This is a genomic window from Paenibacillus sp. S29 (genome assembly GCF_049319765.1).
Classification (GTDB): domain Bacteria; phylum Bacillota; class Bacilli; order Paenibacillales; family Paenibacillaceae; genus Paenibacillus; species Paenibacillus polymyxa_B.
Genome location: NZ_JBMOUI010000003.1, coordinates 177288 through 202091, shown reverse-complemented (window position 1 = coordinate 202091; position 24804 = coordinate 177288). Strand labels below are relative to the sequence as shown.

Below are 24804 nucleotides of genomic sequence, written 5' to 3'. Positions count from 1 at the left end.
CCGCGAAAATCAATCCCCATCAAAGGACGATTTTTCATTCATTTTAAATTGAATCAAAGTTACGATAAAAATGAAGATGCCGAGAATCATAGCCATCGCGGAGGCATATCCCATTTGCAGGTTTTTAAATGCCTTATCCCAAATATAAAAGACGATTGAGGCGGATGAGTATTCCGGACCCCCTGTAGGTGTCATAATGTTCATTTCAGTAAAGATTTGCGAACCACCAATGATATTAGTTACGACCAGGAAGAAGGTTACTGGTTTCACCATTGGCCATGTAATATTACGGAACATCTGGAATCCGCTAGCTCCATCTAGCTCTGCTGCTTCATAATAAGAGCGAGATACGCTTTGCAGGGCTGCCAAATATAGCAGCATCGTATATCCAAGACCCTTCCAGACGGTCATGAGAATCAAGGCCGGTTTGACCGTATCTTTATCCATCAGCCAGTTAGGACCCTTAATACCGAATATTTCGAGGAATTGGTTCACCAAACCATAGTCTCCGTTGTATGCCCAGTTCCACATAATAGAAACGGCAGCCAACGAAGAAATAACCGGGATATAGTAAATCACACGAAATGTTGTCGTACCTGGAATCTTGCGATTCAAACCTAGTGCCAGCAGTAAAGCTAGTACAAGACCGATCGGAATACCCAGCATTAAGAAAAGAGTATTGTACATCGATTTATAAAAGAGCTCATCGTTAAATAAATCTTTAAAATTGTCGAGGCCAATAAAGTTCATTTGTCCCAATCCGTCCCAGTCTGTAAAAGAGCCGTATAACGAATAGACAAACGGGAATAACGTAAAGATTAGCAGACCGAGAATAGGTGGAAGAATAAATAAGTATCCATATACCTTCTCTTTGCGGTAGAGATTAGATTTGGTTATCACAGGGCTCACCTCTGTTTCTAATTTGGAATGAAGATGATGTTAGCAGCATGATATTTAGCCACTAACATCATCCCTTTTTCCTCTATTTACGCATTATTTCTGTGATTTTTTCTCTTGCTCCACCGCTTTATCCAGCAGTTTCTGCATCTTCGGTTGTTCTTGTTTCACATAATCTGCCGCCGTAATTTTACCATCCAGTACAGGTTGAATATCTGTGAAGAAAATATCGTACCATTCTGCATTATACGTATAGTTGCCTGGTAATGAGCGTCCATAGTCATTCACGATATCAATAAACTCTTGTTTATTGTTAGGCTTGGTTTTCGTATCTTTGGACCATTCATCAGCCATATCCAACAGATTCGGAATTTGTACCTTGGCATCTACGAGCTGCTTCATTCCTTCTTTAGAAGTTGTCAGATAGTTAACCAGTTCAACAGCTTCATCCGGGTATTTTGTTTTAGAGGAAACGCCGATACCCAGAGAACCAATCCATGTTGCCGATTTGCCAGTCGATCCGGCTGGGAACGGCAGCAAATCATATTCAAATGGCAGTTTTTCAAATGTACTCATATCCCAAGGACCTACCGGGAAGAATGCCATTTCGCCCTTCATCCAACGTTGGTATGTGTCCAATGTTTGTGATTGTTCAATACCAGGTGTGATTTTATATTTGTTTTGCATATCAGCAAAGTACTGAAGCGCTTCCGCAAATTTCGGATCATCAATCGTTACTTTAGTTTTGCTCTCATCCAGCCAATCAGCCCCATTACTCCATACAAAGGCTTGCAATGCCCACTGAACGTTAAAGCCTGTACCGTATTGATCTGGCTTGCCGTCACCATTGGTATCCTTGGTCAACTCTTGGTTGACCTTGATGAACTCATCCCATGTATACGGTTTGTCTTTATCAGGCAAAGGCACGCCCGCTTTTTCGAACATCGTTTTGTTGTAGCCAAGTGCGAATGGACCTAAGTCCTTCGGCATACCGTAAATATCTCCTTGACCGGCCATTTTGCCGTCATAGCGATACAAATCTATACCGTATTTCCAGATGTTATCCAGTTTAATATCCTTGTTCTTCTCAATGTAAGGAGTGAGATTCTTCAACACCCCACTGTTTACATAAGCTTTCACATCTCCAGGGGCAAAATAAAAGATATCTGGGAGGTTGTTTCCTGTAATCGCAGCTCTAAGCTTTGTAGCATATTGATCTGCTGCCGTCACGACCATTTTAACCTTTACGCCAGGATGTTCCTCTTCAAATTTCTTGATTACTTCCTTATAAGCCTTTTGTTCATCTGTTCCACCACGGAACATGAATGTCAGTTCCTTACTTCCATCACTACTGGAACTTCCCCCACTACAACCAGCCAGTGCAGCCACCATTAACAACAGAACAACCATTGTTATTGCAAAACCTTTTTTCTTTATCAACGCGACCCCTCCTAAATTTAAATGAAACCGCATACAATCGGTGCTAAAATAATTTCATACCACTCGGCCTAATCTTTAACTGTGCGGTACACAACCCGTTGTTGATTGCCGCTGTGATTATCATCCCTCTCATGTACCTTATAATTAACATTTTTCTTTATCAATAATGAATTCGTTTACAAACAAAATATAGCATGCCTTTCCTCGGTTCGTCAATGTATTTTTCAATCTTTTTAAATAGTTATAAAACATAGGTTAGAGTAACATGGAAAGCAAAATTAAATCGTATTTAAGTTTATTTACATCAAAAAAACCATAAATAAATCTTAAATACGATTTATTTATGAAGTAATCCCTAATTTGGAGTTCAATTCGCTCCTCTCTTGGTTTAGTAAAAAAAATTTACAAAAAAGAAGTTTACTTCTTTTTGATTTTATTTTAACATAAATCAAAGTAAATATATAAGCGCTTACATTACAATTTTTATAGATAAGGATGGTCTATAGCTATGATTTATATTAAGAACTTAATATCAGGGTTAGATATTTTTAAAGCACTGGGTTCAGAAATCCGCATTCAAATTCTCGAGTTACTTGCTTACCAGGGACAAAGTATGAATGACATTGCCAACAAACTTCATTTGAGTAACGGTACAATTACAATGCATATTCGAAAATTGGAAGAATGCGGTCTTGTGGAGATCAATACGGTGAGCGGCAAGCACGGTACCCGAAAAATGTGTTATTTGAACAAGGATAAGCTAATGGTAGATTTGCGCAGCAGAGAACAAAAAAATGTGTATGAGGTTGAGATTCGCGTAGGTCATTATAGTAACTATCAAGCGTCCCCCACTTGTGGATTGGTGACCCGAGACAGCATTATCGGCGATTTTGATGATCCACGCTATTTTGCAGATCCCGGGCGGCTGGAGTCGGAAATGATCTGGATGGCCGAAGGCTTTTTGGAATACCGCATCCCCAACTATCTGAAAGCGAATCAATCCTTTAAAGAAATTCAATTCTCCGCAGAACTAGGCTCAGAAGCACCCTGCTATTGTGAGGAATATCCCTCCGACATTTGTTTTCACATTAACGGTATCCCTATTGGGCACTGGACCAGCGCCGGAGATTTTGGAGAAGTGCCGGGGGTTCTCAATCCAGATTGGTGGCCACCGCATTTAAATCAATATGGTATGCTCAAATTAATTCGCATCAATCAGCAAGGCAGCTTCATTGACGGGTGCCGCATTTCCGAAGTCACAATAGACGATATTAACCTTAACTATAGAAGCGACATTACACTCCGCTTATCCGTAACCGATCAATCGGAAAACAAAGGTGGGCTCACTATTTTTGGCAAAAGATTCGGAAATTTCAGTCAGGATCTGCTTGTGCGTGTGCTTTATGATGTGCACGGGGAGGACAACGCCAACTCCTGACACGCCACATGTAAAAATAGGCCGAAGCCTGTATTCATTGAATACATGTCCTCGGCCTAAATATCCTGATCCTCACTTAAAGAGATATAGATCAATAAATAAAAAATGACTGCTATCCCAAACACCAACCAGCAAAAGGACAGTAAATGAAGCCTTGGTACTGCATGTACTCCCCATCTCCAAATATCCGTAAGGAGCACCAGTGGCTGCAATAATATGTCCCAGCTATTCCAGCGAGCAAATCTACCAATATATACGCCTATGCTGGCCAGCCACAACAACACAAAAACTACAGCCCATGCGAGCCCACCTGAACAAATCCTCCTCAGCATATGGTGGATCACCAATACACAAAGGGATGTAAGAAAAAGGCCAAGCCCTGCTGCTGAAAAAGACGTAAATAAGATTAACCAAAATTGTGTGTTCAACCAAAAACGTGTATCAGGATTCACATCGTAAAAACGAAACGCATGAAGTAACTCAGTCACCAAATAAAGAGCATTCGGCAGAAAAAACAACCATACAATTGAGGAGAAAAATAAAAGAATACTCCTCACTTTTGTACTTCGCAGTCGGGATAAAGCCATCATTCCCAGAGTGATAAAGACCGGAACCCAGGCCAGGAATATATCCCAATACAGAAATTGATACATCCTCGTTCCACTTGTGGACTGTAAATACATAATGAGTCCGAAACAGCCCAACGTAGCTACAAGCAGCACTCCCAACAAACTGGGCAGCTTGTAACCCTTCCTTCTTAACAGCAAGTTTCCATCTACCTCCTGCCTGAGCATGCGTATATACGTCTTTTTAAGTCCTATTTTATAACGCTTTCATATTTAGAGAGGGCCTTTGTCTATTTACTCCACCTTTCGTATGTCCTCGGATACATGGGTTGTTATCGTCAAGGCATCAAAGGTAACAGCACAGCCCTCCCCCACCGGAGATTGAGCAACAACTCCGACTTTGAGCTGGTTAGGAACATTCATACCAAAATATCTCGCCAGCCTCCAATGCTGACCGTCTGATGAATAATGAAATGCAAAGCAATTTCCAGCTCGTGCCACTCGTAAATACGGATTGGACACGTCCATCGCCCCAGAGACACAATCATCGGATGTATCCCGAGTGACCACACTAAGAATAGATGGAGTGCTTTCAAAATATTCAAAACACAGCTTAGCCCAGTGGGTATCATCCGCCATCATCATCAAGCATCCTGAATCATAAGGCTGCTTCATATCAACACAAACCCTCGTCCATATTGTAAAATCACCTTGAAGCGTTGTATGCAAAAAGGGTGCGGACGATTTTACCGTTGCGCCAGACGGATCTCTAAAGAAATCCGCCTGCGAAGGTGCAGAAATTTGCAAAGACTTGGAATCATCGAATCTCCATTCAGCCGGCTCATTGATCCAACTCCAATCCGCCGGCAATACTTTACCGCTAAAGCGTTCAAATACGTTCATATGGATACCATTCCTCTCTGGCAATATAGTCATATAACACATTGAAATCTGGGGCACAATCCCCTTGATACCACTATATACGTTATTTTCCAGTCGTCAATAATGATAATGTGTCTTTAAAGTTTATAAAAAAAAGACTTGCCATCCTGAAATGTTGTGCTTATAATTACACCTAACTTGATACGGTAACAAATTTCAATGACGAGAACGAGTAAGCTATACAGCGGATTTGCAGAGAGTTGGGGCAGGTGAAAGCCAACATTCCGAGGGTAGCCGAACGCCATCTCTGAGAAGCGGGCTGAACCTGAAGTAAGCTCTGCCGCCTTTCCAGCGTTAACCGGAACACGTATTGATGGATACGTGAACAGAGTGTCATTTCGTATGGAATGAAACTAGGGTGGTAACACGGGTATAAACTCGTCCCTTTACAGGGGCGGGTTTTTTTGTTTTTCAAAAAGGAGGAAATCATCATGACAAATGTATCGACAGCAGTATCTATAACCGATTTTTTGACTCCAGCTGTACGGGAAATGCCACCTTCAGGCATCCGTAAGTTTTTTGAATATAGTGCAGGCCGAAAAGATATTGTATCGCTTGGTGTCGGTGAACCTGACTTTGTAACCCCTCAACATGTCAGAAAGGCCTGTATCACAGCACTGGAAAATGGTAAAACATCATACACACCGAATGCTGGACTTCCCGAGCTTCGTGAGGAGATTGCCGGGTATCTGGAGAGCAGCTTCAGCACATCCTACAACCCGACAGATGAAATCATGGTTACCATTGGAAGCAGTGAAGCGCTGGATTTGGCACTACGCGCCCTGATCACCACACACGATGAAATACTCATTCCGGCTCCATGTTATATTTCGTATTCGCCCATCACGTTTCTGAACGGAGGACATACCGTAACCGTTGAAACCTCTGCGGATCAGCAGTTCAAGCTAACAGCTGAGGCACTCCAAGCCAAGCTGACTCCACGATCCAAAGTGCTTATTCTCTGTTATCCGAATAATCCGACGGGTGGGGTGATGACCTATGAGGATTGGTTGCCGATTGCCCGCCTGGTTGAGGAGCATAATCTTGTCGTTATATCAGACGAAATATATGCTGAACTGACCTATGGACAGAAGCATGTAAGCTTCGCTTCTCTGCCGGGAATGAAAGAGCGTACCCTGCTCATCAGCGGCTTTTCCAAAGCATTTGCGATGACAGGCTGGAGGGTCGGCTATGTGTGCGGCCCAAGAGAGTTGATTTCAGCTATGCTGAAGATTCATCAATATACCGCCATGTGCGCTCCTATTATCGGGCAAATTGCCGCTATTGAATCCCTGCGTAACGGGCTGGAGGAAAAAGATCGTATGATGGAATCTTACAATCTGCGTAGAAAATGGTTCGTTGAAGGCCTATGTCAGACAGGGCTGCCATGTCACGAACCAAATGGTGCCTTCTATGCTTTTCCCTCCATTATGCACACAGGGTTAAGCTCAGAGCAGTTTGCCAAGCGGTTGCTGGAAGAAGAAGGAGTCATTACTGTACCTGGTTCCGCATTTGGCCCAGGCGGCGAGGGCTTTATCCGCTGCTCATATGCGTCATCGCGAGAACAGTTGGAAATGGCTTTGGAACGCATTAGCGCATTCTTGAGACGTCTATAAATGCGATTTTTCCTATCATAAAATGAATATGAACACTGGATAAACACTACCGTAGCAGCTTCTGAATAAGCTTTTTCTGGTGTGCTGGCAAGCCTTTTGGCCGTTCCCCTACACGGCAATAACAAATGTTGGAGATTTCGGCGCTTGGTCGGAAAGCACCCGGGAGTCCGGACATTCTAATCTTTAGGATGTCCGGTATTCAGAACGTTTTGCACAAAATCAGTCTTGGCCTCCGTGTACACCTCACGATCATGCTGATTTTCCATCGCCAGCCGCCTTTTTAATACATCATATTGCTGAATCAGCTCAGGCTGTTCACGAAGTCGGTTCCGAAACAACAGCTGCCGATCCCAATGCTCATCAGATTTCAGTATGAGATGCAGATGTCCCTTTCTTTGATCCTGTTCCACTTTAACCAAAAATCTTCTCCATTCCCGACCGTCCAATTCAGGCGGAACATAGTTCCAGCCTGCTGGTTGTAGAGCAGACACGATCTGTTCCAGTTGATCCCAAGATTCTAATTTTGCCATTATGTCAATAATGGGCTTAGCGGAAAGATTGGGAATTGCCGTGCTTCCTATATGTTCGATTTCCGTCACCTTAAACGGCAGTAATAACTCCCGCAACTGGTAAATGATCTTTAAGCCCTGCTCTGACCAGGCAGGATCAGGATTCACTATTTTTACAGGCTCCGTAGCCCACACCGGCCAATGTTCCTGGTTTTGCTCCTCATGCATTCATGATCCCCCCTAATTTCTACTCATGCATTGCAGCTTACGACTGTATAACTGAGCGTTTTCCGCATCAAAACAAACAAAAATAATTTCATTCAAACCAGCATGTTCCTGTACAAAACGTGTCACTTCCTGTATAGCAATATCCGCCGCCTTTTCTTTCGGGAAACGGTAGATACCAGTGCTGATATTCGGAAAGACAATGCTTCGTGCATTCAGTTGCAAAGCCAATTGGAGTGTATTCTGGTAGTATTTCGCCAATAGCTCCTCTTCTTGATGGTCGCCACCATTCCACACAGGACCAACGGTATGAACAACATTCACGTTTATCTAAGTTCAATTTGGGTATTCATTAATCCTCCTCCTCTCGTAAAAAATCATCTTAGATAACACCCATTATTAATATCAAAGGTCGCTCCCGTATAATGCCTGGATCTTTTCGATAGCAGAAACAGGACAGTATAAGCAACATCTTCTGCTTTTAAAGGCTCAGGAATTAGCTGATGATTTGTATATTCCTCCTTTCTCCAATCAGGAATATGATCCATCATTGGAGTACTTACCATCGTTGGTGCCACAGCATTAACTCTTATATAAGGTGAAAAATTCATGGCACAGCTTTTAGTAAAGCCCAATATTGCAGCTTTTGATAATCCATAGATCGCATCTGAGCTTCCTTCCATTCCAGAAACAGAAGACATATTTACGATAATTCCCTGATGCTTCTTCTCAATCATGAACTTTCCAAAAAATTGCGAGAAATATACACATCCCTTAATATTTATGTCCAGCACCTTCTCTATTTCTTCCATACCATAGTCGAGTATATTCTTTCCTCTATAAACACCTGCATTATTGACTAAAGCTGTTATGTCCGGGTGTTCTCCCTTAATGTATGTAAAAAAATCAGTTACTTCCGTATAGTTACTTATATCTATCAGATAGGTGTACAAACTTGGTGAATTCAGTTCAGCCTCAAGTTCGTTTAAAGAACGTTTATTCATATCACACGCAATAACACTTGCGCCTTCCCTTAGACATTGCTGAGTAATTTCCTTTCCAATGCCGGAAGCAGCTCCTGTTATAATAACTTTCATTTTATTAAGCAATGAAGAAACCCCTCTCTCGTTCGGTATATAGTTTTACTCAAAATACCTCTCTCAAGTACTATCAGCTATATGAAAGAAACTTACTTCAGTAACATAAGTGCAGTCGCAACCGAATGATCCACAAAAGAACGCTCTGGGCGCGACTTCATCATTACGGTAATCCCAATTAACAAAGAGACCATCGTATGGGCCAGAGCTCGTGCGTCCATGCTAGCCTCCAGCTCTCCTGATCTTATACCACGCTCGAGGGTTTCCTGAAAGACGGCAGAAAGATACATCTGATGTTCTCTGGTTAAAATCTCAAATTTCTCATCATGAGGGGCTAATTCTACCATCGTATTAATACAAAAGCATCCTCTATTAGGCCCATCCTCGTACTCTTCTGCCACGACTCCTCCAAAAAAATTGTAAAACGCTTCTTTTACAGAAGAATTGCTTTGTAGTCTAGAGCGTACATAAGCAGCGTGGGATTGCGTATATTTGCGCAGCGCGGCTTCGAATAATTGCTTCTTGTCTCCAAAGGCAGCGTAAATGCTAGGGCGCTGAATTCCCATTTTGGAGGTTAAATCACTTAAAGATGTAGCCTCGAATCCCTTTTCCCAAAAAATTCGCATCGCTGCATCCAACGCTTGATCTTCATCAAATTCCCGTGGTCGAACCATAAGCAGCTCCTTTTTTTCATATCGTTCAGTATATTAAGATTGTATGATCACGATAAGAAACTGTCAAATATGTACATGATGCACTCTTGACATTTCATATATACACAAGTTATATTGACCTAAATTCATTACATACCAATCAGTATATTATACTCAACGGTATGTAAATTACAGAAAGCGACGTGGTATGTGAAAATGAAGACGTCAGAAGAAAAAACGGTACTCCTCCCTCATCAAACGGTAGCAAATGCTACCGAAACAGCCCCCATTCCCTCCCTGTCCCGATCTGTGGCACTCTTGTTTGCCATAGCCTGCGGGCTGGCTGTCGCTAACATTTACTATGCACAGCCATTGCTGGATGCGCTGGCAAACGAATTTGGCATTACGCACTCATCGGTAGGCATGGTCATTACTATCACGCAAATTTGTTATGCGTTGGGATTATTGCTGCTCGTCCCGCTTGGCGATCTTTTGAATCGACGGCGACTGATTACAGGGCAAATGCTGCTATCCGTGCTGGCACTAATCGTGGTTAGCTTTGCTCCTACCCGTACAATACTGCTTATGGGAATGGCAATGGTTGGTCTGCTGGCTGTAGTCACTCAAACACTCGTGGCTTTCGCCTCTACCTTGGCTAATCCGACTGAACGTGGGCGTATCGTAGGTCTGGTGACCAGTGGAGTCGTTATCGGCATTCTGCTGGCACGAACCGTGGCCGGTGTATTAACTGATCTGGCAGGCTGGCGTTCAGTTTACCTTATTTCTGCCATACTTACGCTGTTTATGGCTGGAGCTCTGTTGCGGGTGTTGCCAAAGAACGAACCCACAAGTTTGACACTTTCCTATGCGCAGCTGCTCCGATCGGTTATCGTACTATTTTTGCAAGAACGAATTCTGCGCATTCGTGCTGTCCTTGCATTGCTTATTTTTACGGCGTTCAGCATATTGTGGACTTCGCTTGTGTTACCTCTCAGTGCACCCCCATTGTCTCTTTCACATACTGCTATCGGGGCCTTTGGTCTGGCTGGAGTCGCCGGGGCATTAGCAGCAGCACGAGCAGGGCGTCTTGCCGATCAGGGCTTGGGACAACGGACGACGGGTATCGCACTAGTTGTGTTGCTGCTGTCCTGGTTACCTATCCGCTACACCGAGCATTCTCTGTTCGCTTTAGTTCTTGGCGTCATTCTTTTGGACTTGGCGGTACAGGCTGTACATGTCACCAACCAAAGCTTGATTTTCAATGTGCGCCCTGAGGCACGGAGCCGACTTACTGCAGGCTACATGATATTTTATTCCATTGGTAGCGCCACCGGGGCCATCGCTTCCACTCATATGTACATCTATGCCGGATGGAACGGGGTGTGTCTATTAGGAACTGGTGTCAGTGCTCTGGCTCTCATCTTTTGGGCTTTAACTCGACGTTCAACTTGAAGGGGAGACTGCTATTGATTGAATCAGAAAAACCGCCGGGTTCACGACAATGACCGGCGGTTCTCTTCTGTCACAACAAAATCATCACTTGATTGCAATATAAATCAAAACAGGTTCATCAGGACTGCCATACACTTCAAAATCACCTGTGTATGTCCGCTCCCCTTGTCCCGTGGCAGCCCACTCCCAGATCGTCTGCCATACACGGAAGACAGAAGAGAGTTCCTGAGTTGCCTGAAAAATGGCGTAGCGTGCAGCCGGAATGGCAAGTTCTTCAAGGTCATCAGGAGTTTGGAAATCTACAGCCGCTTCCTTCCCGATAAAAAACGTATACTCGCCCAAAGCTCCATTTTCATAGTCAGTATAGCAACCATAGACAGAAGCATGTCCTGCTTTTTCCTTTATCCGACCAGGCACGTCCTCACTCCAAAAACGTTCCCACATGTTTGGAATGATCCCGTGAGATGTTTGTTCATTCTGATTACTTGTACGTGCTTTCAACCCAATCAAACGGATCTCACCTCGATATTCTTCCCGAATGGGTCCATCCAGTGTAAGCCCCGTATCCTCTGAGGACCGCCATCGTTTCAAAAACGGCAGGTAATTGCGCAGCATCGAAGTCGCTTCTTCTTCCTGCATCCCCTCCTCTACCAGGAAAGGCACAGACTGCTGAATCATTCCCTCCATCGTCAATTCAGGCTGTACAAATTCGCCTTCCTTGTAACAATACTTGCAATACTCATCCGTTTTATGATGTTGTGCATCCGTTCCATATTGGTCCTCATGCTCTAGCGGCATCCCGCAACTTTGACAAGCTTTATCCATCCTCGTAAATCCCCTTTCGCTAACTGATATCAGGTATGCCACAAGTATAACGAAACAAACCTGACAACTATGGGTCAGGTTTGTTTTACTTTAACTAAGATTTCCTTTATGATTCCTGAACTTCTTCATAATTAGACGCAATACGCAGCGCCATCTTATGAATCTTGTCACGCAAATGGGCTGGTTCTTTGACAACCACATCCGGTCCCAGGCTTAAAATAAATCCGTACGCCCATGCATCCTCAGGAAACGGGACCGAAACCGTATAGATCCCTTCCTCCTGCTCGGTCAATGCTTCTACGCCAAACCAGTCCTCCGCCAGATGCCTTGAGTCACGGTTAAATTGTAGCGTAAATGGTTGTACGGCTCTGGATACCTCCATCCGCCCCTCATTCCACGGCAACACTTCATAAGAAAGATCCCTGCGAGCAAAAACTGTCTCTGTAACCACAGGGTCACTCATGCGCGAGAGTTTGAATAGACGAAACTGCTCCCTATCGGGACAATATGCATATACAAACCATTGTTGTCCTTTCAGAACGAGCGTATGCGGTTCAACATTCCGTTCCGTTATGGCTCCCCCCGCATTTCGATAGGTAAAGGCGACAGTGCGCGCTTGGCTCATTGCTTCTTTTACCTTTATCAATTTGCCTTCCTGCGCAGCCCGATTTCCCCATCCCGAATGATCGACGATAAACTGTGTGGTATGGACACTAAATTGCTCTTTCCCAGATTCCGGTATAATACTTTCAAATTTATGAAGTAACCGCGACACATTCGGGCCGCCCAACGACGAGGACAAACTCTGCAAACCCATCACGATATCCTTTATATCATGATCCGTCAGCATACTGCGATCCAGGCGGTATCCTTCCATCAGACCGATTCCCCCGTTGGCTCCCTGATAAGTGACCACCGGAATACCTGCCATACTAATCGCTTCAATATCTCTATAGATCGTCCGGATCGAAACCTCATATAAATCAGCCAGTTCCTTCGCTTGTATTCTATTTTTCTTTAGCAGCAAAATGACGATAGAAAGCAATCGGTCAATTTTCATTTTTTCAAAACCTTTCGTCATTAATAAAAATAAGCCATGAACTCCTCATCGTATCCCTGACCGTGATATTCCAAAGCATTCTTTTCTATACCATAGGTTTCAAATCCCAATTTCCTATACAGCTCAACAGCAGCTTGATTGGTAGTCACCACACTCAGGTTGATTTGCTTCAAACCTTCCACTTTTCTACCTTGGCTGATAACTTCCAATAAAAGTTTTTTAGCGATCCCCTGGCCTCGATAGGTCGATGGTACATAAACTCCCCAAATTGCTCCCTTATGCTGCGTCTTTATTTTCTGTTCTCTTCTAAACCCGGTCATGCCAACCAGCTGGTGATCCTTTGTAAATGCACCAAGTATGTAATGATCTCGTTTATTTTGTATCTGCTTCACCACATCAGATAGCGGAACTAGTGCGGCTTCCTCATAGGAGGTTCCAAAAGCTTCGGGGTTCATTTGTAGGGCTTCCAGTCTCAAATTCCAATAAGCCTCAGCGTCTGCTGGTTGTATGTTTCTGATTAAAACCATGGCTTCCCGTCCCTCCAAATGTTTTCCTTCATCTTACTCTATCTCTTATCTAAAATGAATCTGTTATTCTTCGATTAAAATAACCTCAGGTGCTCTATCCAGCCGGATAGAATGCCTGAGGTTTCAATAACTCCTTACAAATTATGACTCGTAGCGCTTCAGCACAATGACCGCATTATGACCACCGAAACCGAAAGAGTTAGATAGCCCAATATTTAGTGGAGCCTTGCGCGCTTCGTGAGGCACATAATCCAAATCGCAAACCGGGTCCGGATTGTCCAGATGCATCGTTGGTGGAATGATGCCTTCCCGTAGGCTTTGCACAAGCGCAATCGCTTCGACCCCGCCCGCAGCTCCCAGCATATGACCCAGCATGGACTTATTCGCAGTAACCGGAATCTGATAGGCATAATCACCAAACAGCTTATGGATTGCAAGGGTCTCAGCGGCATCCCCGACAGACGTACTCGTTGCGTGGGCGCTAATCACGTCCACTTCTTCAGGGGAGATGCGGGCCGAATGAAGGGCTGCTTTCATAGCCAAGTAAGCTCCGGTTCCTTCGGGATGCGGTGCAACCATGTGATAAGCATCCGAACTGGCTCCATAACCGATGACCTCACCATAGATTTCCGCACCACGGCGGATAGCGTGCTCCAGTGACTCCAGTACCAGAATACCTGCACCTTCGCTCATGACAAAGCCGTCTCGATCCTGATCAAAAGGTCGACTTGCTATAGAAGGCTCCTCGTTACGTGTGGACAAGGCAGTCGCATTAGCGAAGCTTGCCAAGGCCAATCTAGTCACCGCCGCTTCAGTTCCACCAGCAAAAATGACATCCGCATCTCCTGTGCGAATCGTCCGAAACGCCTCTCCAATTGCTGTATTTCCAATAGAGCAAGCCGTCACGGGTGAAAGCGTAGGTCCCATCGCTCCAAACGCGATACTAATTTGAGCAGCTGCCATATTCGAGATCATCATGGGTACCAGCGTCGGGCTAACTCTACCCGGTCCACGATGTAGCAGAACATCTACATTGTTCACCAACGTATCCAAACCGCCGACTCCCGATCCCACATAGACACCTACACGCTCCAAATCGGTGTGATCCAGTTCCAGACCGGAATCCTTAAGCGCTTGTTCTGCCGCATATAATGCAAACTGAGTAAACCGATCCATTCGTCTAGCATCTTTACGTCCCCATTGCTTTTCTGCATCAAAATCCTGTACCAGTCCAGCAATTTGTGCTTTCAAATCGGACACATCGAATGTATCAATTTTACGTATACCTGAATTGCCTTCCAGCAAATTCTTCCACAACGTGTCCACTTCATTACCTATTGGGGAAACGACACCCATACCTGTTATCACTACTCTTTGCATAAGCTATTCATTCCTCCTGCTCGGTGACTTACTTATAATCCTCATTTTACCCTTGTCTTATCCTATTACAAGTGTTTGTTTATCCTGGTATAATGAACACTACTATAGTAAACGCCTTATTTGCTCACTTCGGATATACCCATTGAATGGAGAGAAAATACCTATGAAAACGGAAGCACGTCTGGAAGCACTATCTGTTTTTCTAAAAACAAAAAGGGCCCGCCTACACCCACATATGGTCGGTCTCCCCCAAGGATCACGTCGCAGAACACCAGGCTTGCGTAGAGAAGAAGTCGCTCAGCTGGCAGGTGTCAGTACGACCTGGTATACCTGGCTGGAGCAAGGACGAGATATTAAGGTGTCCGCCTCTGTGTTGGATGCTATTGCTGCCGCATTGCAGTTGAACACAGACGAGCGCAAATATTTGTATGATTTGGCGATCGAGGCCGGGTCTCACAGCCTTCCTGTTCCTGCAGAGCAGGCCGTCATTTCCCCCTCTCTGCAAAAGATCGTACAAGAGCTACACTACTGCCCTGCTATTATTTCAGATCGGCGTTGTCATATTGTCGGCTGGAACGCCGCTGCTGCTCATGTTTTTATGGATTTTGCCGAGCTACCACATGAGCAACGCAATATGATTGAACTGCTATTCACCAAAAAGGAGTTTAAAAGTCTAGCCGTGAATTGGGAACACTTTGTAAAGGGGTTCCTTGCAATTTTCCGCGCTTATTACGGACAATACGTAACAGACCCCTGGTATGCACAATTTATACAAAATATGAGTCAGACCTACCCAGAGTTTAACGAGCTTTGGAATCAGAGTGAAGTAAGCTCCGCGCCGGAGGTGCTCATTGAATTTCGTCATGCCAAGGCTGGCAAAATGCTATTTGACCTGACTTCTCTTCAGGTACAGGGCAGTGTTGATCTCCGTTGCAGCATCTACACCCCTAATGCGCAGACCTCTACGGAAAGTAAACTCCAAAAGTTAATGGAAGGCAGCTAAACGATTTCATCCCTCCTGTTATGAAGATATCTTTTTCCGTCCATACTACATCTACGATCTGTGCTAAATAGATGCCACATATATGTGACAGAACCAAGAGCTTCAACTGTGCTACTACCAGGAGGGAGGGAATCATCATGAAAGCCAAATCGACAAGTTCCCCGCACATACCTAATCAAGCGCCACTGCCTGTTCCGGTGCAATTTGATCGAAGCTGGCAGGATGAGCTGGACCAGCGGCTGCGCAAAGGTGGCCCTTGGGGAGATTGGAATCTGTATCAGCTGGCCATTGAGGCTGAAAAAGTCAAACTGGTACCGAGCTTTGATGAGCTTCAATGTCTACAGCATTTGCAAGACCTCACTCCACTACCCCATCAGCTGGATACCGCTCGAAAGGTACTATTTCAAATGTCCGGACGTGCCATTCTTGCCGATGAAGTCGGCCTAGGCAAAACAATCGAAGCTGGAATGATCCTAAAGGAATATCTGGTTCGCGGCCTGGCTTCCAAAGTGCTTATTCTTGTACCCGCATCTCTGGTCCTACAATGGGTGCGTGAGCTGAACAGCAAATTCGGTATTCCCGCTGTCGCCCAGAAAAAAGCGTATTCTTGGTCTTCCGAGGTCGTCGTGGCCTCTATGGATACCGCCAAGCGGGAGCCCCATAGTAACATCCTACTAGATACCGATTATGACCTGCTCATTATAGACGAGGCTCATAAGCTGAAAAATAAAAAGACATCCAACTACCAGTTCATTATGAAGCTGCGTAAAAAATATTGTTTGCTCCTGACAGCAACACCTGTACAAAACGATCTGTCTGAGCTGTTTAACCTGATTACACTGCTCAAGCCTGGTCAATTGGGAAGACATGGCGATTTTTCAGCCAACTTTGTTGTAGATAAACGTCTGCCCAAAAATGAAGATCAGCTCAAGGATGAGCTATCTAAAGTCATGATCCGCAATCGTCGCGGAGAAGGCCCGGTTCAATTCACCAAACGAAATGTTTCCAACATTCACTTGGAACTTTCGCCGGAAGAGCAAGCGTTGTACGATGGGGTGACCTCTTTTGTCAAAGAGCAATACCAGGCGAATGGCGGAAATTTAAGTAGCATGCTGTCTCTCGTCACCCTTCAACGGGAAGTGTGCAGCAGCCGGGACGCTGTGTTCGTGACGCTGGTCAATTTGTCTAAAAAAATGGCCCCAGACTCTCCCCTACGCGATCGTGTCTGGGATTTGGTTGCACATATTAAAGCGATCAAGGCTAATTCCAAAGCAGAAAAAGCGCTCGAGCTTATCCGTCAGATGAACGAAAAAGTGATCATTTTTACAGAATACCGAGCCACACAGGAGTATTTGCTGAACTATTTCCGTGACCGTGGCCTATCTGCTGTTCCTTACCGAGGCGGTATGAACCGTGGACGCAAGGATTGGATGATGGATCTGTTCCGTGGGCGCATTCAGGTCATGATTGCCACCGAAGCGGGTGGTGAAGGCATTAACCTGCAATTTTGTCACCATATGATTAACTTCGATTTACCGTGGAATCCCATGCGTGTGGAGCAGCGGATCGGACGGGTACATCGGCTTGGACAGACGCATGATGTTAATATTTTCAACTTGTCCACAACCGGAACGATTGAGGAGCATATCCTGCATCTGCTGCATGAAAAGATAAATATGTTTGAGATGGTCATTGGCGGATTGGACGTTATTCTTGAGAAATTTGAGAAAAAAGAATCCATTGAAAAAAGTCTGTATAAAATCATGCTTGAATCCAGTAGCGATGATGAAATTCGCAAAAAAATGCAAAAGCTGGGCCACTCGCTGGATTCCATCAAGCAGGAAATGGAACAACTGCGCACAGACCAGCCAAACACAGAGGATTTATTAGGCCTAGCAGGCAATACGGTTCCTCCGGGCAAAGCTCGACGCAGTGTGAAGGGAGGTCGCTAGTTTGACCATGAATGCACAGCAAGTCCAGCGTTTTGTACACACCTATCTGGAAGCTACCGGATGCAGTGTCATTGAGAGGTCGCCTCATCATGTAACCGTCAAGCTTTCTCCAGAAGCGGATAAAGCCTTAACAAACCGCCCCTACTATTGGGGATACGTAGAGCGTACTGGCGTTCCAGCGCAGACGATGTCCTTCACTTTCATCTTTGATGGGGAAGCCTATCGTACAGAACAGGAACGTTTAGCGGATCATACGCCACCAACTCCAGCATCAGGCAACGCAGCACAAGATCAGGTCATGGGGCGTTATTTCGGTCATGTACCGACATTACCACAATTGGGACCTGGACGTATTTTGCAGGAGGAGCTTCGATATGGAAGCCGTCGGCTACATCAAATTTTTGAAGCCGCACGAGATGGAGGGAAATATGTTTATTTGTTTGAGCAACCTGATGCCCGTCAGCTGTCTGCCCGCTCTCCCGTAGTCTATGAAGCTTGGCTCAGCATCTGCTATAAGATTGAATTCGCCTGCGATTTGAAGCGTGAGGAACTTCAGTGGCTAGGTATTTCGCTTAAAAGCGGCACCATTGTAACCGATTTTGGCGCCATGCTCGAAACTCGGCAGCTCAGCCCGCTGCTGGCGGGTAATATGCATGTGCAGCCTGCCGAGCTATCTGTCCCTGAAGCTTCTAGCTCGCTTGAAAGCTACCTCACCGAACAGCTCCGTCAGCAAGATTATGATTGGGCTGAGCAGGCGAAGGAACGATTGCGCGAGGAATTGGAGGTTATTGACCACTACTACGATGATCTAATCAAGGAACAGAAAGAGGAAGAGGATAAAAAAGAAGCCATATCAGAGCAGCATCAAGCCCGCCGTAAAGAAATGGTATGGCAGTATGAGCCCAAGGTACTCGTATCCGCCATTAACTGCGGGATATTTCATCTGCGGTAACCGATATCTCTTGCTCCTTCGCAGGAGAGTTGCAGAGGTATCGTCAGCTTGTAACATCTTGCTTCAGCCTACACCAGTTTCCGCTGCTGTAACCACAAGTTTGGTTAAACATGTCTCCTATGTATCGACAGCAAAAAGCGAACCTGGATACGACATTTGCGCCGACAAGGTGCAGCAGTCTTTTTATCGGACAGGCTGTATGCTGTATAAAAAGAATGCCTCCGTCGGGCAATCAAGCCGACAGAAAGGTGGATTTCATTGAAGAAGAATCATTCCGGGCACTATACCATAGGTATGATCGCAGCTGTTCTGATCGGCCTGTCCGCAGTCTGTCCGTTCGCTTCCATTCATGCGGCTCCCTCAGTCGCACAAGGCAACAATTTAAACTTGGTGTCTCTCTACAATGAAAGCTCGCGGGTTGCTCCATTGAACTCCACGAGTCCTGCTACTCCTTCCCCGGGTGACGTTTCAGCAAGTTTTCCTACTGAGGAGCAAGGCGTGCCCGCAGACGTAAAACAGACTGCAGACAACATGGTACAATCCCTATCGTCGCAGCCCCCTTTTGTCTCGTGGAAAGATGCTGAGCTTAGCTATCATCCGCTCGGACCTGGAACCCATAGTTGGCTTGTTCAAGTAAACCATGCGGGAGAATACATCGGCTACCTGATTATCGGATCAGACTCAAACGGCGTATATCAACTCAACGAATATGGGAATGGTCCGGGTGGACCTTATAGTATGGATATACTTCGCCAATCTCTGGTGTCGCTCACAGAAACCGATCTTTCATCTATCGACAAGCTGCAAATCACACCTATGTATGAGGAACCGCTACTAGCCTACTGGCTGGTGCGTTCCTCTACAGGCAGCGAAATATGTATTGATGCTGTAACTGGCGATCCGTTACCTGTAGAAGTGGCAGATGGGAGTTGGAAACATAAGCTCCAAAACAACGTATTCTCTTCATCTGTACCCTTTTTGAAAACACAGGCGCAAACAGTTACGGTCTCGTCTGCTCCTTTCGATCCCTATGACGATCTGGGTTGGCTTCAACCCAAGCAAAAACTTTCTGTCCGTAACACAGCCCAATTTATGGATACACTGAGTATTTCACCGCGTATTATATTTTCTGCCACAGGTATCAATTTTGCCTTTGGAGGTCCCTTATCCATTAGTGGGTATCAGTCCTGGATATCCCCAGATCATCCGTCCCAACCCAATTTATATGCGTTAACCTACCATCATGGACTTTCCCGATTTGTACCATTAAAACAGTTATTGTCAGCTGGCGAATTTTATCGTTTGGACTCCTAGTTATTAAGAAACACGAAAAGATCGGAATGATCCCTACAACATAAAAAGAGACCTCAAATGGCATACCCTATGCCTCTTGTGGTCTCTTTGGCGAGTTTAATGTCGCTCCCTTCGCCCTCTGCGTGTGGATTTCATCCACATTTTCAGAGCGAGAGGCAACATGCCAAACCATTTGCTCCCCCACGGCTCTCTGGCTTGTTTTTGACTGCGCCGAACATCACGCGGCGTTTCCATATAGCGAACAATCCGCTGCGTAATATACGTCACCAGTTCGTCACTCTTCGCCATCCTCCATGACCTCCTCCAATCTGCACCTATTGTTTCCAATTACGTTGCTTGGAAATATCGGATTCACACGTTAGGTGCAGATAAAACTAGCTTGCTCATTTTCCAAAAGGTCTAACCCCTGTGGGAATAACTATGCATGGTTTCCCTTAAATGGAACATACTATCTTCAACATAACAGTTACCCCAAGGCTAATTGCCATATTTGAAGGCAGCTACGCTGCTTTAGGTTTGATGCCTGTTATGCATGGTTTTTCAGTAAATAATCAATTCGTCCACTGGGGGAATAGAATGTGAGGAAAAAAAGGTTAAACAAAATATGGCTGACATGCTTGGGGTTCAGTCTATGCATCCTTTGCAGTGCTGTATTCGCCCCATTTACCTATATAGCTGCTCAGCCCGACGAGAAAAGTAACGAACCAAACAAGTATATAGATAGTCCATCCAACGTACATTCGTCCTATCACGCTTTTGCTAAGCCCGTTGTCCTGATTGATGTAGGCCATGGCGGTGTGGATGGTGGAACAAGTCACAAAGGAATTTTGGAAAAAGATATCAATCTCGCCATTGCTCAAAAGCTGTACTTGATTTTACGCTCCCAGGGATATCCTGCTGTCCTGAATCGGGACAAGGACTACGCACTGAGTGACGACAACCGTTGGCTGCAGTCCAAATCCCGGCACCTTAAAGACCTCGCCCAACGTAAAAGCCTAACAGAACAACTGCCCACCGCTTTGGTTGTAAGCCTGCATGTCAATTGGAGCAAAAGTGCCGAAAAACGAGGACCCATTGTACTGTATCAGGATGAAGGCAGCAGCTATCTGTTAGCTGAACGGATTCAGCATTCATTAAACCGCTTATTTTGCATGAATAGAAAAACAGTGTACGGAAAACCCTTTTATCTTTTGAATAAAATCCGGCAACCCGCTGTAATTGTTGAAACCGGATTTATCAGTAACGAACAGGACAGAGCTATGCTTTCCGAGGATCGTGGTCAAAAAAGCATTGCCGAAGCTATTGCCGAAGGCATTATTGCGCATCTGACGGCATGGTAGTGTTGGTTGCTGGGTCTCCCGTCCATCCCCATACAGCTCGTACCAAATCGCTAATACCCACAAATTTGGCGTGCTCCTTTAGTTTGGGAACCGACGAATGAAGAGCGGAGGATGTGTACATACCAGACACGCCGACGTGCCCAATCGTTACGCAGGTGTTGTGCTTATCCAGCCATTCAACCACTTTTGTAAGTTGCCGATTCACATGGGCGAGGTTATGGACATCATCCAGAAAAACATCATTTCGTACTGGTGGCATTCCCTTTTTAGCGGCAAGCTCAGGGACCACTGACCGATAATTAGTACGGCTATCGACAAAAAATAGTCCATGCTCCTTACAAACATCAAGAACAATGGACATAATGCGCTTATCCGAAGTGACCTTGGAACCCATGTGGTTGTTCACCCCTATCGCAAAAGGAACATCCTTAATGGCTGCTGTCACCTTCGCACGTACTTCTTCATCCGTCATATTAGCCTTAATTGCCCCAGGCCCAAGCCATTGGGGCTTCCCTTGCTTTGGCTCCATTGGAAGATGGACGATGACATCATGACCGCGCTTATGCGCTTCCATAGCGTCCTGCTTGGTTGTAGGCAGGAAGGGCATCACAGCAACGGTAATCTTAACGGGTAAATTTAAAATTCGCTCAGTTCCTTTCATATGGTTTCCCAGATCGTCAATAATGACAGCAACCATCTTTTGCGGATCGTCCTGTTTGTCTATTGCTTCTGCAACACCAGTACTACAGACCATGAATAACATGCATACCGAAATACAGAGTACTACGGTTTTTCGCATTTTGGAGCTTGAATGGAATACAGGTACATAAGCTGGCTCTTTCCGAGCGCGAGATTCCTTTAAAGCCTTTTTTATTATATTTCTCATGTGCAGCTTCCGTCGTGTACTCATTGCGGGTCAGCCTCCTTCTCTGTCCCTTCATTGTGTGAGTAACGTCGTCTAAATATGTATAAGGCAGATCCATGGAATAATCCTGATCTGCCTTATCGTGCGTAGAAACGTATGTTAAAGCCGCTTACCAGTTCTTATCAATAAATTCATCACGACCTGATTGGGCCCGATCTTCCTTATAGTGCTTCACGTTTTTCTTGTGGTAATCCTGATGATAATCCTCTGCAGGATAAAAAATCGAAGCAGGAAGAATCTCCGTTACAATTGGCTTATCAAAGCGTCCACTTTGTGCCAACTGCTCCTTGGACTGTTGTGCAAGCTCACGTTGCTGCTCTGTATGATAAAAAATTGCGGGTTTATACTGTGTACCCCGGTCCTGAAATTGACCTTCCCCGTCGGTAGGATCTGTTTGCGGCCAATATAATTCGAGCAGCTTTTCATAAGGAAACAGCTCAGGTTCAAAAGTAATCTGCACCACCTCGTAGTGACCTGTAGTTCCTGTTTTAACCTGCTCGTAGGTCGGATCGGCAATCGTTCCTCCAGTGTATCCTGACATAATGCCATGAATGCCCGGCTGTTCTTCAAACGGAGTCACCATACACCAGAAGCATCCACCTGCAAAAGTCGCTTTCTCCATCTTACATCCAACCTTTCAATAACTTCATCATAAAGTGCGTTATTTTCTATCATATCTTAAAAGATAACCTTATAAAAGAATTGTTTATGAACTTGAGGAATTCGCAAAAATTCCACCTAAAAGAAATCAAGTAATTTGTCAGAATCCTTTATGGAAATCCATAGTTTGCGGGAAGACAAGAAACGTGTTCAGCTTAAACTATGAGCAAATCCCCGGAAATATAAGAAAAAGGCCTCTAAAACTGCTACGAGAGCAATTTTATAGACCTTTTCTAATAGATGCGGTCGAGAGGACTCGAACCTCCACGGGGGGTTAGCCCACACGGACCTGAACCGTGCGCGTCTGCCAATTCCGCCACGACCGCATATAAGTTGTCGTTTATCCTCGAAAGATCAATCCTTCTTAGCGACAAGATAGATCATACCATGCTCATATCAAGATGTCAAACCTTTTATGTTCGTTAATTTCCTCTTGATAAAAAAGGAATAATAAACTAAAATAAGAACATAAGTTCTCGGGAGCGAAGGTTCTTTTTTTCATTCGGTTATGAATTATCATCACATTTTCCTAAGGCGGTGAATGGTAATGATCTCTTTAGATACTACTCAGCATGAATGGTCTCTTGTGAAAAGTTATCTGCTCCTTACCTTTATTCAAAAAGTATTTGAGCGGGACAGCCTAATTCTTGAAGAAAGCGGTATGCTGAAAACCCCTGATCTTTATGTCGAAATGGTTAACGCAGGTGTAGATCGTACCGGGATCCTGCTGTCTGAAATAAAACATGAATTTAATAAATATCACATTCAAGTTCTGGACATACAACAAAACCACTCCGGCGTTCACGCCACCTATATAAGTAAAGGCAATAAAGAGCAGTTCAGTATGGCAATGCCAGCATTCCGCAAAGAAATGTATGAGCGGATGCGAGCATATCTCGGGCTCTCAACCTCTATGCCCCATACAGCTGCCCTTCCTTTACTAGAGAAACATCGCCCCGAATTACCAAACAATTCAACATCCAAACCTCTACGCATCGTTGAACAAAGTTTGGTTACATCCTCTTTGGCTTATAAGCGTAAAACGTCTCGCCCTGCTGCTTTTGCCGCAAGCAGAAGAGCATAATCCCCGCACAACCAATACGCAAAAGAAAAAAGCTTCCGCAGACACCAACTGTGCGCGGAAGCTCCTTTCCATATTCATCATATATCCAAATCGATCTATAACCGCTATAACGAAGTATAAGCTCATCAATTAATGATTCGCCTTATTGCAACGCCTTCTGTACACGCGTTACCCCTTGGCTTAGAGCATGTCCTCCACCTACTGCTGCGGCTACAGCAATGGTCTCCATAATTTCCTGATCACTGGCTCCTTTGGACCGCGCCTCGTCCACGTGATAAAACGTGCATACTTCATTGTTGGCAAATAAGCCAATGCCTAGCGCAATCAGTTGCTTGGTTTTCTCATCTAGGCTGCCGGCTTGAAAGCACTCTCCGGTAAAGCGATGATATGCATGAACTACCTCGGGCAACTGATCTTCCAAATGACTGATTTGATCCTTGTATGCATGTACTTTTTCGTCCATAACCGTCATTGACACAGCACGTCCTCTCTGTTGGATTTTCCTTCATTACTGTGTCCGATTTAGAGTTTCTGTATGCCTAATGAATCACCCAGTTATTTTTATCCAACACCCATTTGAGAACCCATTCCTAATCCAGATCTATCGGATTGTGACGCGGCTCGCTGAATGACTGGTATGTATAGCTGCGATCCAATTTGACCACACGTCGATTCTGGCGACGAATAAGCACCTGTTCCTCATCCCATGCCAGTACAATGCCCACAACATCGTTGGACTCCAATCCATCGCGTACGACACGCACCTTTTCACCGGAGAGTCGATAAGCATCCAATTCTTCGTCCATAATCATCCTTGTCCCCTCCTTATTCACTTTTTTAACATAACGATCATGGTTCTATATACATGAAAAAAGTTTAAAAAGAGACCTAAACGAATCATTTAGGTCTCTTCTCTCTTACTACTTATATGGATTGCCAACAGAGCG

The 24804-nt window shown here is 44.9% G+C and carries 27 protein-coding genes, 1 tRNA gene and 1 other annotated feature; of the genes, 10 read left to right on the top strand and 18 right to left on the bottom strand.

Going from position 1 to position 24804, the window contains the following annotated elements:
- Positions 1–9: 9 nt before the first annotated feature.
- Both ACL9RM_RS06415 and ACL9RM_RS06410 read right to left on the bottom strand, forming a co-directional pair.
- Positions 10–900 (bottom strand): carbohydrate ABC transporter permease, encoded by an 891-nt coding sequence (locus tag ACL9RM_RS06415; protein ID WP_250268033.1) that lies wholly within the window; start codon positions 898–900, stop codon positions 10–12.
- Between the two features lie 93 nt (positions 901–993).
- A complete protein-coding gene (locus ACL9RM_RS06410) occupies positions 994–2337 on the bottom strand; it encodes an ABC transporter substrate-binding protein (RefSeq protein WP_069291652.1) in 1344 nt (447 codons plus the stop codon).
- A 508-nt stretch (positions 2338–2845) separates the two neighbouring features.
- On the opposite strand from ACL9RM_RS06410, the gene ACL9RM_RS06405 reads away from it, so the two are divergent.
- Positions 2846–3775, top strand: coding sequence for an ArsR/SmtB family transcription factor (locus ACL9RM_RS06405; RefSeq protein WP_250268032.1), 930 nt, complete (start codon positions 2846–2848; stop codon positions 3773–3775).
- Positions 3776–3831: 56 nt separating this feature from the next.
- Here ACL9RM_RS06405 and ACL9RM_RS06400 read toward each other — a convergent pair whose 3' ends face one another.
- Together ACL9RM_RS06400 and ACL9RM_RS06395 are read right to left on the bottom strand one after the other, a co-directional pair.
- Positions 3832–4542, bottom strand: coding sequence for a DUF1361 domain-containing protein (locus tag ACL9RM_RS06400; protein ID WP_069291650.1), 711 nt, complete (start codon positions 4540–4542; stop codon positions 3832–3834).
- Positions 4543–4635: 93 nt separating this feature from the next.
- On the bottom strand, positions 4636–5244 hold the full coding sequence (locus ACL9RM_RS06395) for a DUF1349 domain-containing protein (protein ID WP_250268031.1): 609 nt from the start codon (positions 5242–5244) through the stop codon (positions 4636–4638).
- A gap of 189 nt (positions 5245–5433) precedes the next feature.
- Positions 5434–5672: a binding site (T-box leader), on the top strand.
- Between the two features lie 42 nt (positions 5673–5714).
- Between ACL9RM_RS06395 and ACL9RM_RS06390 the strand changes: the two genes are divergently transcribed.
- Positions 5715–6899 (top strand): aminotransferase class I/II-fold pyridoxal phosphate-dependent enzyme, encoded by a 1185-nt coding sequence (locus ACL9RM_RS06390; protein WP_414126226.1) that lies wholly within the window; start codon positions 5715–5717, stop codon positions 6897–6899.
- A gap of 176 nt (positions 6900–7075) precedes the next feature.
- Here the strand turns inward: ACL9RM_RS06390 and ACL9RM_RS06385 are convergent, their stop codons facing one another.
- From ACL9RM_RS06385 to ACL9RM_RS06370, 4 genes are all read right to left on the bottom strand, one after another.
- Entirely contained in the window at positions 7076–7636 is a 561-nt protein-coding gene (locus ACL9RM_RS06385) for a GrpB family protein (protein WP_250268029.1), read from the bottom strand.
- A gap of 12 nt (positions 7637–7648) precedes the next feature.
- Positions 7649–7957 carry a macro domain-containing protein gene (locus ACL9RM_RS06380; RefSeq protein ID WP_250268028.1) on the bottom strand — a complete coding sequence of 103 codons (309 nt, stop codon included), beginning with the start codon at positions 7955–7957 and terminating at the stop codon, positions 7649–7651.
- Positions 7958–8010: 53 nt separating this feature from the next.
- Positions 8011–8730: an SDR family NAD(P)-dependent oxidoreductase gene (locus ACL9RM_RS06375; RefSeq protein WP_420488432.1), complete on the bottom strand. Its 720-nt coding sequence runs from the start codon at positions 8728–8730 to the stop codon at positions 8011–8013.
- Between the two features lie 92 nt (positions 8731–8822).
- Positions 8823–9404, bottom strand: a complete 582-nt coding sequence (locus ACL9RM_RS06370; RefSeq protein WP_069291646.1) for a TetR/AcrR family transcriptional regulator — start codon at positions 9402–9404, stop codon at positions 8823–8825.
- A 195-nt stretch (positions 9405–9599) separates the two neighbouring features.
- On the opposite strand from ACL9RM_RS06370, the gene ACL9RM_RS06365 reads away from it, so the two are divergent.
- Positions 9600–10835 carry an MFS transporter gene (locus ACL9RM_RS06365; RefSeq protein ID WP_250268027.1) on the top strand — a complete coding sequence of 412 codons (1236 nt, stop codon included), beginning with the start codon at positions 9600–9602 and terminating at the stop codon, positions 10833–10835.
- Between the two features lie 84 nt (positions 10836–10919).
- Here ACL9RM_RS06365 and ACL9RM_RS06360 read toward each other — a convergent pair whose 3' ends face one another.
- From ACL9RM_RS06360 to fabF, 4 genes are all read right to left on the bottom strand, one after another.
- Positions 10920–11660 carry a zinc ribbon domain-containing protein gene (locus tag ACL9RM_RS06360; protein ID WP_250268026.1) on the bottom strand — a complete coding sequence of 247 codons (741 nt, stop codon included), beginning with the start codon at positions 11658–11660 and terminating at the stop codon, positions 10920–10922.
- Positions 11661–11766: 106 nt separating this feature from the next.
- Positions 11767–12720, bottom strand: a complete 954-nt coding sequence (locus ACL9RM_RS06355; protein ID WP_061828692.1) for a helix-turn-helix transcriptional regulator — start codon at positions 12718–12720, stop codon at positions 11767–11769.
- 20 nt (positions 12721–12740) lie between these two features.
- Complete coding sequence (locus ACL9RM_RS06350) at positions 12741–13247, bottom strand: GNAT family N-acetyltransferase (RefSeq protein WP_061828577.1); 507 nt, start codon at positions 13245–13247, stop codon at positions 12741–12743.
- A gap of 141 nt (positions 13248–13388) precedes the next feature.
- Positions 13389–14627 (bottom strand): beta-ketoacyl-ACP synthase II, encoded by a 1239-nt coding sequence (gene fabF, locus ACL9RM_RS06345; protein WP_061828578.1) that lies wholly within the window; start codon positions 14625–14627, stop codon positions 13389–13391.
- Positions 14628–14790: 163 nt separating this feature from the next.
- On the opposite strand from fabF, the gene ACL9RM_RS06340 reads away from it, so the two are divergent.
- The 5 genes from ACL9RM_RS06340 to ACL9RM_RS06320 all read left to right on the top strand — a co-directional run bounded on the left by ACL9RM_RS06340 (position 14791) and on the right by ACL9RM_RS06320 (position 19848).
- The gene (locus tag ACL9RM_RS06340; RefSeq protein WP_103047982.1) at positions 14791–15630 is read left to right on the top strand and encodes a helix-turn-helix transcriptional regulator; all 840 of its coding nucleotides are present in this window, start codon (positions 14791–14793) and stop codon (positions 15628–15630) included.
- A 137-nt stretch (positions 15631–15767) separates the two neighbouring features.
- Positions 15768–17582 (top strand): DEAD/DEAH box helicase, encoded by a 1815-nt coding sequence (locus ACL9RM_RS06335; protein ID WP_069291644.1) that lies wholly within the window; start codon positions 15768–15770, stop codon positions 17580–17582.
- 1 nt (position 17583) lies between these two features.
- Positions 17584–18534: a YqhG family protein gene (locus ACL9RM_RS06330; RefSeq protein ID WP_061828581.1), complete on the top strand. Its 951-nt coding sequence runs from the start codon at positions 17584–17586 to the stop codon at positions 18532–18534.
- A 58-nt stretch (positions 18535–18592) separates the two neighbouring features.
- Positions 18593–18796 carry a hypothetical protein gene (locus ACL9RM_RS06325; protein ID WP_069291643.1) on the top strand — a complete coding sequence of 68 codons (204 nt, stop codon included), beginning with the start codon at positions 18593–18595 and terminating at the stop codon, positions 18794–18796.
- Positions 18793–19848 (top strand): hypothetical protein, encoded by a 1056-nt coding sequence (locus ACL9RM_RS06320; protein ID WP_250268025.1) that lies wholly within the window; start codon positions 18793–18795, stop codon positions 19846–19848. Before ACL9RM_RS06325 ends, ACL9RM_RS06320 begins: the two co-directional genes overlap by 4 nt.
- A 96-nt stretch (positions 19849–19944) precedes the next feature.
- On the opposite strand, the gene ACL9RM_RS06315 is transcribed toward ACL9RM_RS06320, so the two are convergent.
- Entirely contained in the window at positions 19945–20136 is a 192-nt protein-coding gene (locus ACL9RM_RS06315) for a YqzE family protein (protein WP_029516735.1), read from the bottom strand.
- A 290-nt stretch (positions 20137–20426) separates the two neighbouring features.
- On the opposite strand from ACL9RM_RS06315, the gene ACL9RM_RS06310 reads away from it, so the two are divergent.
- The gene (locus ACL9RM_RS06310; protein ID WP_250268024.1) at positions 20427–21188 is read left to right on the top strand and encodes an N-acetylmuramoyl-L-alanine amidase; all 762 of its coding nucleotides are present in this window, start codon (positions 20427–20429) and stop codon (positions 21186–21188) included.
- On the opposite strand, the gene ACL9RM_RS06305 is transcribed toward ACL9RM_RS06310, so the two are convergent.
- The 3 genes from ACL9RM_RS06305 to ACL9RM_RS06295 form a co-directional block, all read right to left on the bottom strand.
- A complete protein-coding gene (locus tag ACL9RM_RS06305; RefSeq protein ID WP_250268023.1) occupies positions 21163–22098 on the bottom strand; it encodes a divergent polysaccharide deacetylase family protein in 936 nt (311 codons plus the stop codon). The genes ACL9RM_RS06310 and ACL9RM_RS06305 overlap by 26 nt on opposite strands.
- A gap of 124 nt (positions 22099–22222) precedes the next feature.
- Positions 22223–22735 (bottom strand): peptide-methionine (S)-S-oxide reductase MsrA, encoded by a 513-nt coding sequence (gene msrA, locus ACL9RM_RS06300; RefSeq protein WP_250268022.1) that lies wholly within the window; start codon positions 22733–22735, stop codon positions 22223–22225.
- Positions 22736–23014: 279 nt separating this feature from the next.
- Positions 23015–23099, bottom strand: a tRNA-Leu gene (locus ACL9RM_RS06295).
- Between the two features lie 221 nt (positions 23100–23320).
- On the opposite strand from ACL9RM_RS06295, the gene ACL9RM_RS06290 reads away from it, so the two are divergent.
- Positions 23321–23857: a hypothetical protein gene (locus ACL9RM_RS06290; RefSeq protein WP_250268021.1), complete on the top strand. Its 537-nt coding sequence runs from the start codon at positions 23321–23323 to the stop codon at positions 23855–23857.
- A gap of 142 nt (positions 23858–23999) precedes the next feature.
- On the opposite strand, the gene ACL9RM_RS06285 is transcribed toward ACL9RM_RS06290, so the two are convergent.
- Together ACL9RM_RS06285 and ACL9RM_RS06280 are read right to left on the bottom strand one after the other, a co-directional pair.
- A complete protein-coding gene (locus ACL9RM_RS06285; RefSeq protein WP_013309744.1) occupies positions 24000–24329 on the bottom strand; it encodes a carboxymuconolactone decarboxylase family protein in 330 nt (109 codons plus the stop codon).
- Between the two features lie 118 nt (positions 24330–24447).
- Positions 24448–24669 carry a hypothetical protein gene (locus tag ACL9RM_RS06280; protein WP_061828588.1) on the bottom strand — a complete coding sequence of 74 codons (222 nt, stop codon included), beginning with the start codon at positions 24667–24669 and terminating at the stop codon, positions 24448–24450.
- Between the last annotated feature and the right edge of the window lie 135 nt (positions 24670–24804).